The organism is Klebsiella sp. BIGb0138 (genome assembly GCF_004342285.1).
Taxonomy (GTDB): Bacteria; Pseudomonadota; Gammaproteobacteria; order Enterobacterales; family Enterobacteriaceae; genus Klebsiella.
The window spans coordinates 369,781-383,834 of record NZ_SMCV01000002.1 but is presented as its reverse complement, the minus strand read 5'-3'; the positions used below and the strand labels follow the sequence as shown (position 1 = coordinate 383,834).

Genomic DNA, 14,054 nt, shown 5'->3' with positions numbered 1-14,054 from the left:
AAGGGCTTACATGTCTATACCCGGCATACGACAGGTTGCATGGGTGTTGGTTTTCCTCGCTCTCCCCCCGTCACTTACGGGAGCAAGCTGCCGGGGATTCCCGCATCGCCGCGTGATTCGACCTTTGGCCTCACCCCTGCGGGGCCAGCGCGCGCTGTTCAAAACGGTTAACCGTTTTACCCTGTAAGCCGAGGTATTGAGGGGATCGTTTGATGAAACAAAAGTTACAGAGGCTTTATGGAACAACTTGATGAACGCCTGAAAGGGCAATATGCGTCATTGTCGCCTCAGGAACAGCGGGTGGCGGATTTTATTTTCGATCACTTTGACGACCTGATTAGCTATAACAGCGCGGAGCTGGCGCAGCTGAGCGGGGTATCCAAAGCCACGGTGAGCCGTCTGTTTAAGCGGCTGGGGTATGAAAAGTATAAGGATATGCGCGACGAACTGCGCACCTTACGCCAGAGCGGGATGCCGCTCACCGATCACCGCGACGCGGTGCAGGGTAACACGCTGCTGGCGCGCCATTATAAACAGGAAATGGCGAACCTGACGCAGTGGGTCAACGCGCTTGACGCGCAGCAGTTTGCCGAGGCGATTAGCGGCATGGTCAAGGCCCGGCGTATCGTCATTATCGGGATGCGTAACGCCTATCCTGCGGCGCTGCACCTGCGTCAGCAGCTGCTGCAGGCGCGCGGCCAGGTGCTGGTTCTGCCGCAGCCGGGACAGAGTTTAAGCGAAGAGCTGGTGGATCTTTCGCCGGACGATCTGGTGGTGGTGATGGCGTTTCGCCGCCGTCCGCGCATTATTCGCCCGCTGCTGCAACAGCTGCAGCTGCACGGCATTCCGGTGCTGTTGATGTGCGAGCCGCAGGCCTACAGCCTGTTTCCGCTGGCGCGCTGGCAACTTTGCGCGCCGCTGGATAGCGTTTCGGCCTATGACAGCTACGGCGCGGTTAACAGTTTAATTAACCTGCTGGCGAATGCGTTCCTGCATGAAATTCTCGATAAAGGTCGCCCGCGGATTCACGAAATCGCCACCCTCTATCAGCAGCTGGATGAACTTGAGCAGCGATAATGGGGCCTCAGGCTGGTGCTTTGCATTGTTTTGGTGCAATAAAATAGTGGGGAAATGACCGCCATTTTCTCACTTTTTTTCGCTATATCTTGTTTCTTCTCTTTTTTCTCACGCTTTTCAACGCCCCCCTCTCATTTTTTGTATCTGGCACATTAGTTGCAGAAGTTTATTTAAAGAATCTTTTGTTTCATACTAACGTAACGGGTAAACATCATGAAAAAACTGCTGATCGCACTGGCCGGGGCCGCTTGTCTGTTCACGCAAATCACAGCGGCGAAAGCCGACCAGCTGCAGGATATCGAAAAGCGCGGCGTGATTCGCATTGCGGTTCCGCAGGATTTCCCGCCGTTCGGTTCGGTGGGGACCGATCTCCAGCCGCAGGGCTATGACATCGATATGGCGCGTTATCTCGCCAAACAGATGAAGCTCAAGCTGCAGCTGGTGCCGGTGACCAGCGCCAACCGGGTGCCTTACCTGCAAACCGATAAAGTGGATCTGGTGATCTCCAGCCTCGGCAAAAATGCGGAACGCGAGAAGGTCATTGATTTTAGCCGCCCCTATGCGCCGTTCTTCCTTGGCGTATTCGGCCCGAAAGGGGAAGAGCTGAAAGATGCGGCGGCGCTCGGCGGCAAAACCGTCGGCGTCACCCGTGGCGCGGTGGAAGATATGGTGCTGACCAGCATTGCGCCGAAAGAGGCGCAGATTAAACGCTATGAAGACAACAACACCACGCTGTCGGCTTATCTGTCAGGCCAGGTGCAGTACGTGGCGACCGGTAACCTGGTGGTGGCGGCGATTTCCCGGCAAAACCCGGCTAAAGCGCCGGTACCGAGCTTTATGCTGAAAGATTCGCCGTGCGTGATCGGCCTGAAGAAAAATGAGCCGGCGCTGAAAACGAAAGTCGATGCGCTGATCGAGCAGGGAATTAAAGACGGCACCCTGAACAATTTGTCCCGGCAGTGGCTGAAAGCGCCGTTGCCCGCAGACTTTGCCGCATAAGGCCTGCGAATGACGGAACAACTTCATTTTTCTGAGCTTTGGCCGCACTGGCCGGAGCTGCTGGCGGGGCTGTGGGTGACCATTCAGCTGACGGTGCTGGCGACGGTCGGCGGCCTGGCTATCGGCATCTTTGGCGCCGCTATTCGTAGCGGGCGCGCCACCTGGTTCAGCCGTCTGTGGGGCGGCTACGTGGAGCTTATCCGCAATACGCCGTTTGTGGTTCAGCTGTTTTTCATCGTCTTCGGTCTGCCTAACCTGGGGCTGAAGATGACGGCGGGCGAAGCCGCGCTGCTGGCGATGGTGGTGAACCTTGGCGCCTACAGCACCGAGATCGTTCGCGCCGGGATCCAGGTGACGCCAAAAGGCCAGTGGGAAGCCGGCCGCGTACTGGGGCTCAGCCGCACGCAGACCTTTATTCAGGTGGTGCTGCCGCCGGCGCTGCAGCGGATTTACCCGGCGCTGGTGAGCCAGTGCATTATCGTGATGCTGGGGTCGTCGGTGGTGTCGCAGGTTTCTTATGAAGAGCTGACCTTTGCCGCCAACCTGATCCAGTCGCGGACGTTTCTGAGCTTTGAGGTCTATCTGGTGACGACGGGGATCTATTTAGTGCTTTCGATAACAATGCGTCAGCTGCTGATGGCGGCAGGACGGAAATGGCTGAGGGTCCAGGCATGATCACCACCTTTACCGATTGGGACATCGTCCGCAACCTGCTGCTGGCCGGGCGCTGGACGGTGCTGCTGTCGCTGGTGGCGTTTATCGGCGGCGCGCTGGTGACGTTGCCGCTGCTGCTGCTGCGCCTCACCGGCGGACGGCAGGTTAAGCGCCTGATTCGCGGCTATATCGAGCTGTTTCAGGGCACGCCGCTGCTGATGCAGCTGTTTCTCGCCTTCTTCGGCGTGGCGCTGTTCGGCATTGACGTCTCGCCGTGGACCGCCGCGTCGCTGGCGCTGACCTTCTACACCAGCGCCTTTTTACTCGATATCTGGTTCGGCAGCATCCGCGCGTTGCCGAAAGGGCAGTGGGAAGCCTCGCGCTGTCTGGGGCTCAGTTTCGCCCAGACCCTGTATCGCGTGGTGGCGCCGCAGGCGCTGCGCATCGCCATCGCCCCGACCGTCGGTTTTGCCGTCCAGGTGGTGAAAGGCACCGCGCTGGCCTCGATTATCGGCTTTGTCGAGCTGACCAAGGCCGGAACGATGCTCACCAACGTGACCTATCAGCCATTTAAAGTCTTTGCGCTGGTGGCGCTGGGCTACTTCATTCTGTGCTACCCGCTGTCCCGCTACAGCCGCTATCTGGAGAATAAATTCAATGCCTCTCATCACCATTAATCAGATGCAGAAGTACTACGGGGATAACCACGTGCTCAAAGGGGTCGATCTGGATATCGATATGGGCGAGGTCATCTCGATTATCGGTCGTAGCGGCTCGGGGAAAAGTACGCTGCTGCGCTGCATCAACGGGCTGGAAGGGTACCAGGAAGGCAGCATTAAGCTGGGCGGAATGACCATTACCGATCGTGATTCACAGGCGCGGGAAATCAGCCGCTCCATCGGGATGGTGTTCCAGAATTTTAATCTGTTTCCGCACATGACCGCGCTGGAGAATGTGATGCTGGCGCCGCGGCGGGTGCTGAAAAAAAGCGCCGCGGAATGTCGCGATCTCGCCCGGCGCATGCTGGAGAAGGTGGGGCTGGGCGACCGCCTGGACTACTATCCCTCCAGCCTCTCCGGCGGCCAGCAGCAGCGGGTGGCGATTGCCCGCGCGCTGGCGATGTCGCCAAAAGTCTTACTCTGTGACGAGATTACCTCGGCGCTGGATCCTGAACTGGTGGGCGAAGTGCTCAAGGTGCTGGAGCAGCTGGCGGCGGAGGGGATGACGCTGATCCTCGTCACCCATGAAATGAATTTTGCCCGTGAAGTGGGCGACCGGGTGGTGTTTATGCATCAGGGGCGGGTCTGGGAACAGGGCGACAGCAAAACGCTGTTTGCCAACCCGCAGACTAACGAACTGAAGCAGTTTATCTCATCCGTGCGCGGCCTGAATTAATCAAAGGAATCTAAGATGGATATCGCTCAATTTTCGCAAATCAATCCGCCGCAGCGTCTGCTGATGGGACCGGGGCCGATTAACGCCGATCCGCGCGTGCTGCGCGCCATGTCGAGCCAGCTGATTGGCCAGTATGACCCGGCGATGACCCACTATATGAATGAAGTGATGGCCCTTTATCGCGGCGTGTTTCGGACCGATAACCGCTGGACGATGCTGGTGGACGGCACCTCGCGCGCCGGGATCGAGGCGATCCTGATTTCGTCAATTCGCCCCGGCGACAAAGTGCTGGTGCCGGTATTTGGCCGCTTTGGTCATCTGCTATGTGAAATCGCCCGCCGCTGCCGGGCGGAGGTCCATACCATTGAGGTGCCGTGGGGCGAAGTCTTCACCCCCGACCAGGTTGAAGAGGCGATCAGGCGCGTGCGCCCGCGTCTGCTGCTGACGGTGCAGGGCGATACCTCGACCACCATGCTCCAGCCGCTGGCGGAGCTGGGGGAGATCTGCCGCCGTTACGACGTGCTGTTCTACACCGACGCCACCGCGTCGCTGGGCGGCAACGCCCTGGAGACCGACGCGTGGGGTCTGGATGCGGTATCCGCCGGGATGCAGAAATGCCTCGGCGGCCCGTCCGGCACCTCGCCGATTACCCTCAGCGCGCGCATGGAGGAGGTGATTCGCCGCCGCAAATGCGTGGAGGAGGGCATTCGTACCGACGCCCATCTCGATGGCGTCGATGAGATGGTTTACTCCAACTACTTCGACCTCGGCATGGTGATGGATTACTGGGGGCCGGAGCGCCTGAACCACCATACCGAAGCCACTTCCGCGCTGTTTGCCGCCCGCGAATGCGCCCGGCTGATTCTGCAGGAAGGGCTGGATAACGGCATCGCCCGACATAAGCTGCATGGCGATGCGTTGGTCAAAGGGATCCAGGCGATGGGGCTGGAAACCTTCGGCGACCTGAAACATAAGATGAACAACGTGCTGGGGGTGGTGATTCCGCAGGGGGTCAACGGCGACCAGGTGCGGAAGCTGATGCTGGAAGATTTTGGGATTGAGATCGGTACCTCCTTCGGCCCGCTGCATGGCAAAGTGTGGCGTATCGGCACCATGGGCTACAACGCGCGTAAAGATTGTGTGATGACCACGCTCAGCGCGCTGGAGTCGGTGCTCAACTATCTGAAGTTCACCACCACCCAGGGCGCGGCCATGCAGGCGGCGTGGGACCATTATCGCAGCGAGAGCCCGCTATGAGCCAACCAGCACGCCAGCAGGCGGAGAGTTCGGAGGCCGCGGCACGGGTAATGGCCCGCGCCGATGAGCTGGCATCGATCAGTGAAACCCCTGAGGGGCTGACCCGGGTCTATCTTTCACCGCAGCATCTGCAGGCCAATCAGCGGGTGGCCCGCTGGATGATGCAGGCGGGCATGACCGTCTGGCAGGATAGCGTCGGCAATATTTGCGGGCGCTATGAAGGGCAGCAGGAGGGGGCGGCGGCCATTTTACTCGGCTCTCACCTGGACACGGTGCGCAACGCCGGGCGATATGACGGCATGCTCGGCGTCCTGACGGCCATTGAAGTGGTGCATCACCTCCATCGCCAGGGTCGCCGTCTGGCGAAAGCCATTGAAATTGTCGGTTTCGGCGATGAAGAGGGGACCCGTTTCGGGATTACGCTGCTCGGCAGCCGCGGCCTGACGGGAAGCTGGCCGGAGGGCTGGCTGGCGCAGACCGATGGGGATGGCATCAGCGTGGCGCAGGCGATGGTTAACGCCGGGCTCGACCCGGCCCGTATTGGCCTGGCGGCGCGCCCGGTAGCGGATATTGCCGCCTATCTGGAGCTGCACATTGAGCAGGGTCCGTGCCTTGAGCGGGAAGGGCTGGCGCTGGGCGTGGTGGAGGCCATCAACGGCGCGCGTCGCCTGAACTGCCGCTTTACCGGCGAGGCGGGGCACGCGGGGACGGTGCCGATGAGCCATCGCCGCGATGCGCTGGCCGCTGCTGCCGAGTGGATGATGCTCATTGAAACGAGCACCCGCCAGCAGGGCGGCAACCTGGTTGCCACCGTCGGCACGCTGCGCTGTTCGCCCGCGGCGGTCAACGTTATCCCTGGCGAAGTGGCGCTGACGCTGGATATTCGCGGCCCGCACGATCGGCCGCTGGACACGCTTCTGAGCTCGCTGCTGGCGGGGGCGCGAGAGATTGCCGCGCGTCGTCACCTGCAGTTCGGGGCGGAAGAGTTCTACCGCATTGCGGCCACCGCCTGCGATTCGACCTTACAGGCGGTGTTAACGCAGGCGGTACGCGACGTGCAGGGAGCGTCTCTGTCGCTGCCGAGCGGCGCAGGGCATGATGCCATCGCCATCGCCGAACGTTGGCCGGTCGGTATGCTGTTCGTGCGCTGTAAAGGCGGCGTCAGCCACCATCCGGCGGAGTCGGTAACCGCCGCTGATGTTGGGCTGGCGATTGCGGCATTCGGCCGGGCGGTGCAGACGCTGGCGGACAGCGAGTAATCCGTTGGCGCGGCGCAAGATAAACCCCGCCGGGATGGTGGGGCCGCCAGCCGCGCCACTGACTTCGTCGCCATGGATGGGGAGCCCGTTGGAATTATTCCGCGGGGTCAGTCTATTCTTGTGGTCAGCGATCCGTGACGCCGTTAAGTTTTCTCCGCATTATTATTTAACCCTCAGAACATTATCGTTTTTATTCGCCGGGCATCGGCAGGCGACTATGCTACTTTTTGAAACTTTGTGGTTGTTGCCGCATTAACGTGCCGTACGTCGACGCGCGTTCTCAATCGTTGAACGATGAGCCTCAGGACGCTTTGATCAAGAAAGTCGATCGGGCGCTGAACGCCGCCAGGCAGAGCGGCCGCGGGCGGTATGGGCCTCGTTCTGAGGCCGGAACTATCCCTGCTGCGCGCTGCGGCAGTGACGGCGATATTCGGAAGGCGAGCGCTCGGTGTAACGCTTAAATACCCGGCAAAAATAGTTGCTGTCGACAAACCCGCAGTTGTGGGCGATCTCTTTGACCTTTAAGTCATAGCCGCGCAATAGCTTCTTGGCCTGCTCGAGGCGGACGCTGGTCAGGTATTCATTAAAGCCGACGGAACCTGATTTCTGGAAAATATGCGAGAGATAATTCGGCGTGATGTGAAAGCGCTTCGCTACCGATTCGCGGGTGAGCGGCTGGCGGAGATTCTCCTCGAGATAATCCTGCACCGCCATAAACAGATCGCGACTGCGGCTGACCCGCATTTCAAGTCCCACCAGCTGCTCCAGGCAGTGGCTAAGCAAAGCCGACACCACCAGCCTGGCGGTGACCGGGTCCGGCTGCAGGCAGATTTCATTCAGGGCCAGCAGCAGATAGGAGCCGACGCGGGGGCCAAGACGGGCGACGTTTTGCTTCCCGGTACGCAGCTGCTTGCCATCCCAGCGCTGGATACAGAACCCCAGCTTTTGCCTGCCGAATAAGATACTCAACGTTGAGGCCGGGCCGGTCCACTGCGGTAGCGTCCATTTTCCCGCCTGCACATACAGCACCTGCGAGGTGGACAGCAGCGCATCGGACAACGGTAAACCGTGCTCCCGCAGCTCGCCTTCGAGCACGATCTCCAGACGCGGAAAAGGGACCTTGTAAGCCAGCTCCGGGACGGAAATATCCGGCTCAGGGAATCGGACCTGCAGTTTCTCTTTCTGATGGACCAGGCGATTCAATATGTCCGGCAGATCTTCAATCATCCCATAACCCCGAATAAGAACTATTATCCTGTTGATTATAATCTATTTTATAACGGCTAACCTCTTATGGATCGCTTTACGCGGAGCGGATTAGCCCGCATCCGGCAGGCGAGCGGTAGAATTTGATGGTAGTCACACTTTGCTCTCCCGCGTACGGATGTCCAGTTTTTCGTAGGAATCGCCTCATGTATTTCCCCTGGCCGACGTTTAGAGTTTATTTCGTGTTATCGAAAGGTTAAGGAAAATAACTATGGAACCACAATCTGCCGTTTATCTCGATGCGCTCGGCGCCAATATCGCGCTATCCACAAAGATGAAACACGAGCTGGATACCCTCGGATATACCGTTGTGCCGCATGTCGCTGACCCGGAATGGCTGGCAGCGATGCGCGACCTTATCGACGCTATCGTCGAGCGAGAGGGGGATAATCTGGCCATCGAACACCATCAGGAGGCCACGGCGACGCGTATTGCCAATCTGATTAACAAAGGGGCTATCTGGGAGAAAGTATGGTCCCACCCGCTGGTGCTTTCGGCCTGTCGCTATGTGTTCCAGGGAGACTTTAAAGTCTCGAGTCTCAATGCGCGAGAAGCGCTGGTTAACGGTGGTCACCAGCCGCTGCATGCGGATTGGAAAAAGCCGCGCCCGGATTTTCCGAAAGTGCATCTGGTGAATACCATCTGGGCTATTGATGATCTCAGCGCCGAAAATGGCGCGCCGCGGATCATCCCCGGGACGCACCTGCGCCCGGAACTGCCGGAAGATGTGCTGGACGACCCGGAACTGGCGCATCCTGATGAAGTGGTGTTTGTCGCCCCGGCGGGCAGCGTGATGATTTATAACGCCCATACCTGGCACGGCGGGACCTGCAACAGAATCGGCAGCAGAAGGCGCGTGCTGCATGGTTTATATATCGACAGACAGGATACTGCCCAGCAGGATCAACAGCGCTGGATTAGGCCGGAAACCGCAAGCCGCCTGACGCCTGCGCAAAAATGGTTGCTTGATGTCGAGTGAATCGGCAAAAGGCCAGGCTGGTTCAGGTAAACCAGCCTGGCTCAGCCGGTGCTCAATCAGGGGATATCGACGCTGACCACCGGCTTTTTCATCACCTGTTTAATCGCCTCCACGATGTGCTGCGGCTGGAGCAAAAACGTTTTGATGCTGGTTTTCACCGTTCGGACGCCGCAAAACCGCTGGCCGTCGTCGATTTCAATATCGGTGACCAGCAGGACGACATCGGCATGGGCAATATCGTCGGGCGTAATTTTATGCTCAATGCCTAACGCGCCCTGAGTCTCGATTTTGATCTGCCATTTCTCATGGTGAGCCAACTTTTCCAGACGTTCCGCCGCCATATAGGTATGGGCCACGCCGCTTACGCAGGCGGTGACGGCGACAATCTTGAGTTCCATAGCATCCTCCGGATATTAACCACCGATGGTTACGCGAAAACCGGCTTGTTCGGCCATGGTTTTAAACACCGCTATCTCTGACGCCGACGGCGGACTTATCTTCGCCATCGCCCACGTTTTGCCCAGCAGCTGATATTTCGGTTCGCCATACTGATGGAACGGCAGCAGGTGAATATCGGGCAGTTTAAACGGCGCCAGGAAGGTCAGAATATTGTTGAAATTCTCTTCGCTCAGGGTAAACCCGGGAATTAACGGCACTCTGGGGATAACGCGAACACCGGCCGCCGCCAGTTGGCTGAAGTTGGCTAAAACGCGCGCGCTGTCCATCGATAGCCGTGCCCGGGCCTGCTCCGGGTCGATGATTTTCAGGTCAAACAGCACTTCATCGCACTCGCGTGCAAGCGCGTAAACTCGGCTGAAGGCCGCGTCACCCGCGGTTTCTATCGCCGTGCTGATCCCCCACTGCCGCAAGGTGTGCAGAAAGCGGCTGGCGAATCCGGCCTGCATTAACACCTCGCCGCCCGAGAGGGTGACGCCGCCGCCGGAGGTGCGGAAGAAGATCTCATCTTTTAGCACTTCTTCGAGTAACGCTGCGTGGGTGACATCGCGACCAATCTGCTGCCACGCGCCGGAGGGGCACTCATCCACGTCTTGCTGGCAACGCGCGCAGTGCAGGCATGTGCTTTCCCGCCGCACGGTTTCGATTTTTGCTGAAATAGATTCCGGATTGGCGCACCACGGGCAGGTATGCGGGCAGCCTTTAAAAAAAATGACGGTTCTGATCCCCTGACCATCGTTCAGAGAGTAGCGCTGGATATTGAAAATGCGCGCCCTGTCGGCGCGCGTATCCATAACCTCACAGCTGATGCGTGGTGCGGTGGATAATGTCATCCTGAATCTCCTTTGATAGCTCGACAAAGAAGGCGCTATAGCCCGCGACGCGTACCACCAGTCCGGCGAAATCCTGCGGACGCCGCTGCGCTTCGCGCAAGGTGTCGGCATTGACCACGTTAAACTGAATGTGCTGAAGCTTCAGCTTGGTGAAGGCCTGTAAAAAATCCGCCAGCTTATGCAGCCCGCCATCCCCGCTCAGGGTCGCGGGGGTGAACTTTACGTTGAGCAGCGTGCCGTTGGAGAGCAGGTAGTTATCCAGCTTGCTGACCGATTTCAGTACCGCCGTTGGCCCCTGAGAGTCCTGGCCGACCATCGGCGACAGCCCACCGTCGGCAAGCTGCTCGCCGGCCAGACGGCCATCCGGCGTGGCCCCGACAACGGAGCCCAGCGGTAGGTGCGCCGATACGGTGTACGACCCCGGAGTGAAATGTCCGCCGCGCGGGTTGCGGTACTGTTCAACCTCTTTGCAGTAAAACCGCAGCAGGTCGGCGCTGATATTGTCGACTTTATCGATATCATTGCCATATTTCTCAAAACGATGAATCAGACGGGCGCGAATTTTTTCACCTTCCGGCGTCTGAAAATTGGCTTTGAGGACCTGGAGCAGTTCATCGAAGCTAAGGCGTTGCTGGTCAAAAACCATCCCTTTCAGCGCATGCAGCGAATCGCTGAGGTTGGCGATACCGATCCCCTGAACGCCGGAGAAATTGTAGCGTGCGCCGCCTTCGGTGATATCTTTGCCGTGCTGAACGCAGTCCAGCACAAATGAGGAGAGCAGGGGAACCGGCGCCTGGTCCCGGTGGCCGAGATCGCAAATATTGCTGCCTTCGACCATCAGCCTGATGTAATAGCGGATTTTAGCGCGGATCTGCCCAAGCAACCCTTGCCAGCTGATATCGGCATTGCCTTCATTTTCCAGCATCACGATCTCCATCACCTTCAGCAGGTTGAACATCGCAATATCATGCAGGCCGTAGGTGCGCCCGGGGATGGAGAGTTCGACGCAGCCCACGACGGCATAATCTCGCGCATCTTCCAGCGAGACGCCGCGATTAAGAAATGCCGGGATGACCACTTCATCGTTGAAAATTTGCGGGATCCCGGTGCCTAAACGGATCGTTTCCGCCGTTTTGTGCAGGAACGGGCGGTCGATCAGTTCATTGACCCGAACCCCGAGGTTAGGCTGCGGCAGCCTGACGTTCTGATAGGCGTCAAGCGCGAGGAAGGAAAGCACGTTGACCGCGCTGCGCCCGGTTTCGCTCAGGCCGCCGAGCAGCGCGGTATAGCCGGTCGGGAACCCGGCAAAATAGCGGGCGCTGCTGGATGAGCGCAGCAGAACGATATCGTTGCATTTGACCCACAGCGATTCGAGCAGCGCTTTCAGGAACGCGGGATCCTGGCCGCGATTTAGCGACGTCTGGTAGAACGGCAGCATATATTGATCAAAACGCCCCAGTGAAATAGAGCTGGCGTTGGACTCGTATTGCAAAATGATGTTCATGTACCAGAACAGCTGGCAGGCCTGCCAGAAATCTTCCGGGCGATGTACCGCATTATGGCGCGAAATGTCGGCGATCGTCTCCAGCTCCCGGCGGCGCTGCGGATTATCGCAGCCGCGGGCCATCTCGTCGGCAAGCGTGGCGTAGCGCAGCATATGGCGCTGCGAAGCTTCTAGCACGATCAGCGCCGCCTGATAAAAGTGGTTCTGCGGATGCCGGCGGGTCAGGGTTTGCATTTCCGTCACCAGCGCCGCCAGCCCCTTATTTAACAGCCGGGGATAATCAATAATGATATGGCCCTGGCCCTTGTCGGTTTGGTTGATGCTGAAAATCTGCGTGCTTACCGCCTCTGTCACTTCGGCGGTCATCCGGCCATTAATAACGTCTTTCATCGAGCGTTGTTCCCAGTAGGGGAACAACTCTTCACGATAAATGCGCTTATCCTCTGCGCTGATGGCGAAGCGATCCTGGGCCCGGGTCGGGAACTGCTCCAGCTCGTTGAGTAGCCAGTAAGGATCCATCTCCGGCGAGACGATCCCGGCGCGCGGTTTGATGGTGCGGTTTCCGGCTATCAGTTCGTCGTCACGTATTGAAATCTGGACATGGTCAAGGATCCACGCGGTGGCCTTCGCCCGGCGAAGCATCACCGGCTCGCCCCCGGTCTGTTTATGACTTGCGGTGTATAGCAGGGCGCGCTCAAGAGAGATTTCCCGGGGTTGGGCAAACAGGCTGTCTATTAAACGTTGGGTGCGATTGGTCATGACTCACTCCATGTAAGCGCCTCTCTCAGCAGGCTAATTGGCCCATGCGATGATGGCGCCTGCTGAGCCAGGCGCTGAGTCTTGCGCAGCTTCGCCGCGCGTTATTCAGGCCTTCTGTGCAAGGTGGCTATCGATTTTGTTCATGATGGCGTCGGCGCGTTTCACCGCATCGCTGATATTGACGCGGACGATGGTTTTACCGGTGAAACGTTCTTCGAACTTGATACCGATATCTTTGGTCAGGATAACCATATCGGCGCTGGCGACATCGTCCGCCGACAGCTCGTTCTCAATGCCGATGGAGCCCTGGGTCTCCACTTTGACCTGCCAGCCTTTGGCTTTGGCGGCGCTTTCCAGCGCTTCAGCGGCCATATAGGTGTGGGCAACGCCCGACGGGCATGCGGTAACGGCGATGATTTTAGTCATAGAATTTTCCTTCCAGCGTTTCAGTTAATTTCGAAATCCAGATCCAGCTCGTCGTCGGCCCTGGCTTCTGACGCTTTCTTTTTAGTCAGCGCTTTGAGCATGATGACGCTGGCGGCGCTGACAAATGCCCCGACCAGCAGGCCAACGATAAACCCGCCTTTCCCCTCGACGACCGGCAGGACAATCAGCCCGCCCCAGCCGGCGTAACACTGAACGCCAAGCAGAGCGGTCGCTGCACAGCCGCTGGCGGCGCCGATCATGATTGACGGGATAACGCGCAGCGGATCGGCGGCGGCGAAGGGGATCGCCCCCTCGGAGACGCCGACGCAGCCCATCACCAGCGCGGCTTTCCCCGTTTCACGCTCCTCCGGGGTGAAGTATTTGCGGCCAATCAGGGTCGCCAGGCCCATGCCCAGCGGCGGGACGGCGATACCGACCGCCGCGATGGCGACCACGCTATAGACCCCTTGCGAAACGCAAATCAGCATGAAGGCGTAGGCCACTTTATTGACCGGGCCACCCATGTCGAAGGCCAGCATCAGGCCCATGATGATGGCGAGTAGCACGATGCTGCCCTCGCGCATCCCCTGCAACCAGCTGGTCAGACTGACGGTTAGCGCGCCGATGGGTTCACCCAGACCCCACATCATGATCCCGGCGGTAATGAAGGTGCCGACGATCGGGATGACAAAAATTGGCATCACGGAGCGCAGCACTTTATGCACCGGGATCTTCTTCAGGTAATAGACCACCAGCCCGCCGATCATCCCGGCAATCAGGGCGCCGAAAAAACCGGCGCCAAAGCTGTTGCCAACCCATGCGCCAATGGCGCATGGGGCCAGCGCCGCGCGGTCGGAAATGGAATAGCCGATATAGGCCGCCAGAAAAGGCACCATCAGCGTCAGGCCGGCGACGCCAATATCAAACAGTTTTTTCAGGTTGGGATCGGTTGCGGCGTCGGGGACGGCACCCTTGCCGTATAACATCACGGAGACCGCGAGCAGGATCCCGCCGGAGACAACAAAGGGAATCATGTGTGAGACGCCGGTCATGAGATGCTGGCGTGTATTTTTTAGTATTTGCACCAGTTCGTTCATTGCTTGCTCCTGAGCGGGATATCGCTCGTGACAGTATTGATGCCTCAACAGTAGGAAAACGGCGGCGGAGAAAATAGTAGAGAAAAAGTGCAT

Annotated in this window: 14 protein-coding genes; 8 read left to right on the top strand and 6 right to left on the bottom strand. The window is 58.7% G+C overall.

Features of this window, described 5'->3' with window-relative positions; genetic code table 11:
* Positions 1–237 precede the first annotated feature (237 nt).
* The 7 genes from hpxU (at position 238) to hpxK (ending at position 6,641) form a co-directional block, all read left to right on the top strand.
* Positions 238–1,077 (top strand): MurR/RpiR family transcriptional regulator HpxU, encoded by an 840-nt coding sequence (gene hpxU, locus EDF73_RS06250; RefSeq protein ID WP_132727201.1) that lies wholly within the window; start codon positions 238–240, stop codon positions 1,075–1,077.
* 213 nt (positions 1,078–1,290) lie between these two features.
* Positions 1,291–2,076 (top strand): transporter substrate-binding domain-containing protein, encoded by a 786-nt coding sequence (locus EDF73_RS06245; protein ID WP_132727197.1) that lies wholly within the window; start codon positions 1,291–1,293, stop codon positions 2,074–2,076.
* 9 nt (positions 2,077–2,085) lie between these two features.
* Positions 2,086–2,751, top strand: coding sequence for an amino acid ABC transporter permease (locus tag EDF73_RS06240; protein ID WP_132727195.1), 666 nt, complete (start codon positions 2,086–2,088; stop codon positions 2,749–2,751).
* Entirely contained in the window at positions 2,751–3,407 is a 657-nt protein-coding gene (locus tag EDF73_RS06235; RefSeq protein ID WP_165905675.1) for an amino acid ABC transporter permease, read from the top strand. The genes EDF73_RS06240 and EDF73_RS06235 overlap by 1 nt, the downstream gene beginning before the upstream one ends.
* On the top strand, positions 3,388–4,125 hold the full coding sequence (locus EDF73_RS06230; RefSeq protein WP_132727192.1) for an amino acid ABC transporter ATP-binding protein: 738 nt from the start codon (positions 3,388–3,390) through the stop codon (positions 4,123–4,125). The genes EDF73_RS06235 and EDF73_RS06230 overlap by 20 nt, the downstream gene beginning before the upstream one ends.
* Before the next feature lie 15 nt (positions 4,126–4,140).
* Positions 4,141–5,382: an alanine--glyoxylate aminotransferase family protein gene (locus tag EDF73_RS06225; RefSeq protein ID WP_132727189.1), complete on the top strand. Its 1,242-nt coding sequence runs from the start codon at positions 4,141–4,143 to the stop codon at positions 5,380–5,382.
* Positions 5,379–6,641 (top strand): allantoate amidohydrolase, encoded by a 1,263-nt coding sequence (gene hpxK, locus EDF73_RS06220; RefSeq protein WP_132727186.1) that lies wholly within the window; start codon positions 5,379–5,381, stop codon positions 6,639–6,641. Before EDF73_RS06225 ends, hpxK begins: the two co-directional genes overlap by 4 nt.
* 393 nt (positions 6,642–7,034) lie before the next feature.
* Here hpxK and EDF73_RS06215 read toward each other — a convergent pair whose 3' ends face one another.
* Entirely contained in the window at positions 7,035–7,868 is an 834-nt protein-coding gene (locus EDF73_RS06215) for an AraC family transcriptional regulator (RefSeq protein ID WP_132727183.1), read from the bottom strand.
* Positions 7,869–8,118: 250 nt separating this feature from the next.
* Here EDF73_RS06215 and EDF73_RS06210 point away from each other — a divergent pair, with 250 nt between their 5' ends.
* Positions 8,119–8,886 (top strand): phytanoyl-CoA dioxygenase family protein, encoded by a 768-nt coding sequence (locus EDF73_RS06210; RefSeq protein ID WP_132727180.1) that lies wholly within the window; start codon positions 8,119–8,121, stop codon positions 8,884–8,886.
* A 56-nt stretch (positions 8,887–8,942) separates the two neighbouring features.
* Here the strand turns inward: EDF73_RS06210 and EDF73_RS06205 are convergent, their stop codons facing one another.
* From EDF73_RS06205 to EDF73_RS06185, 5 genes are all read right to left on the bottom strand, one after another.
* The gene (locus EDF73_RS06205) at positions 8,943–9,284 is read right to left on the bottom strand and encodes a PTS fructose-like transporter subunit IIB (RefSeq protein WP_132727177.1); all 342 of its coding nucleotides are present in this window, start codon (positions 9,282–9,284) and stop codon (positions 8,943–8,945) included.
* A gap of 15 nt (positions 9,285–9,299) precedes the next feature.
* Positions 9,300–10,175, bottom strand: a complete 876-nt coding sequence (locus tag EDF73_RS06200) for a [formate-C-acetyltransferase]-activating enzyme (RefSeq protein ID WP_132727174.1) — start codon at positions 10,173–10,175, stop codon at positions 9,300–9,302.
* Complete coding sequence (locus EDF73_RS06195) at positions 10,141–12,438, bottom strand: formate C-acetyltransferase (RefSeq protein WP_132727171.1); 2,298 nt, start codon at positions 12,436–12,438, stop codon at positions 10,141–10,143. The genes EDF73_RS06200 and EDF73_RS06195 overlap by 35 nt, the downstream gene beginning before the upstream one ends.
* A gap of 105 nt (positions 12,439–12,543) precedes the next feature.
* On the bottom strand, positions 12,544–12,864 hold the full coding sequence (locus tag EDF73_RS06190) for a PTS fructose-like transporter subunit IIB (protein WP_132727168.1): 321 nt from the start codon (positions 12,862–12,864) through the stop codon (positions 12,544–12,546).
* Positions 12,865–12,884: 20 nt separating this feature from the next.
* Complete coding sequence (locus tag EDF73_RS06185) at positions 12,885–13,961, bottom strand: PTS fructose transporter subunit EIIC (protein ID WP_132727165.1); 1,077 nt, start codon at positions 13,959–13,961, stop codon at positions 12,885–12,887.
* Positions 13,962–14,054 lie beyond the last annotated feature (93 nt).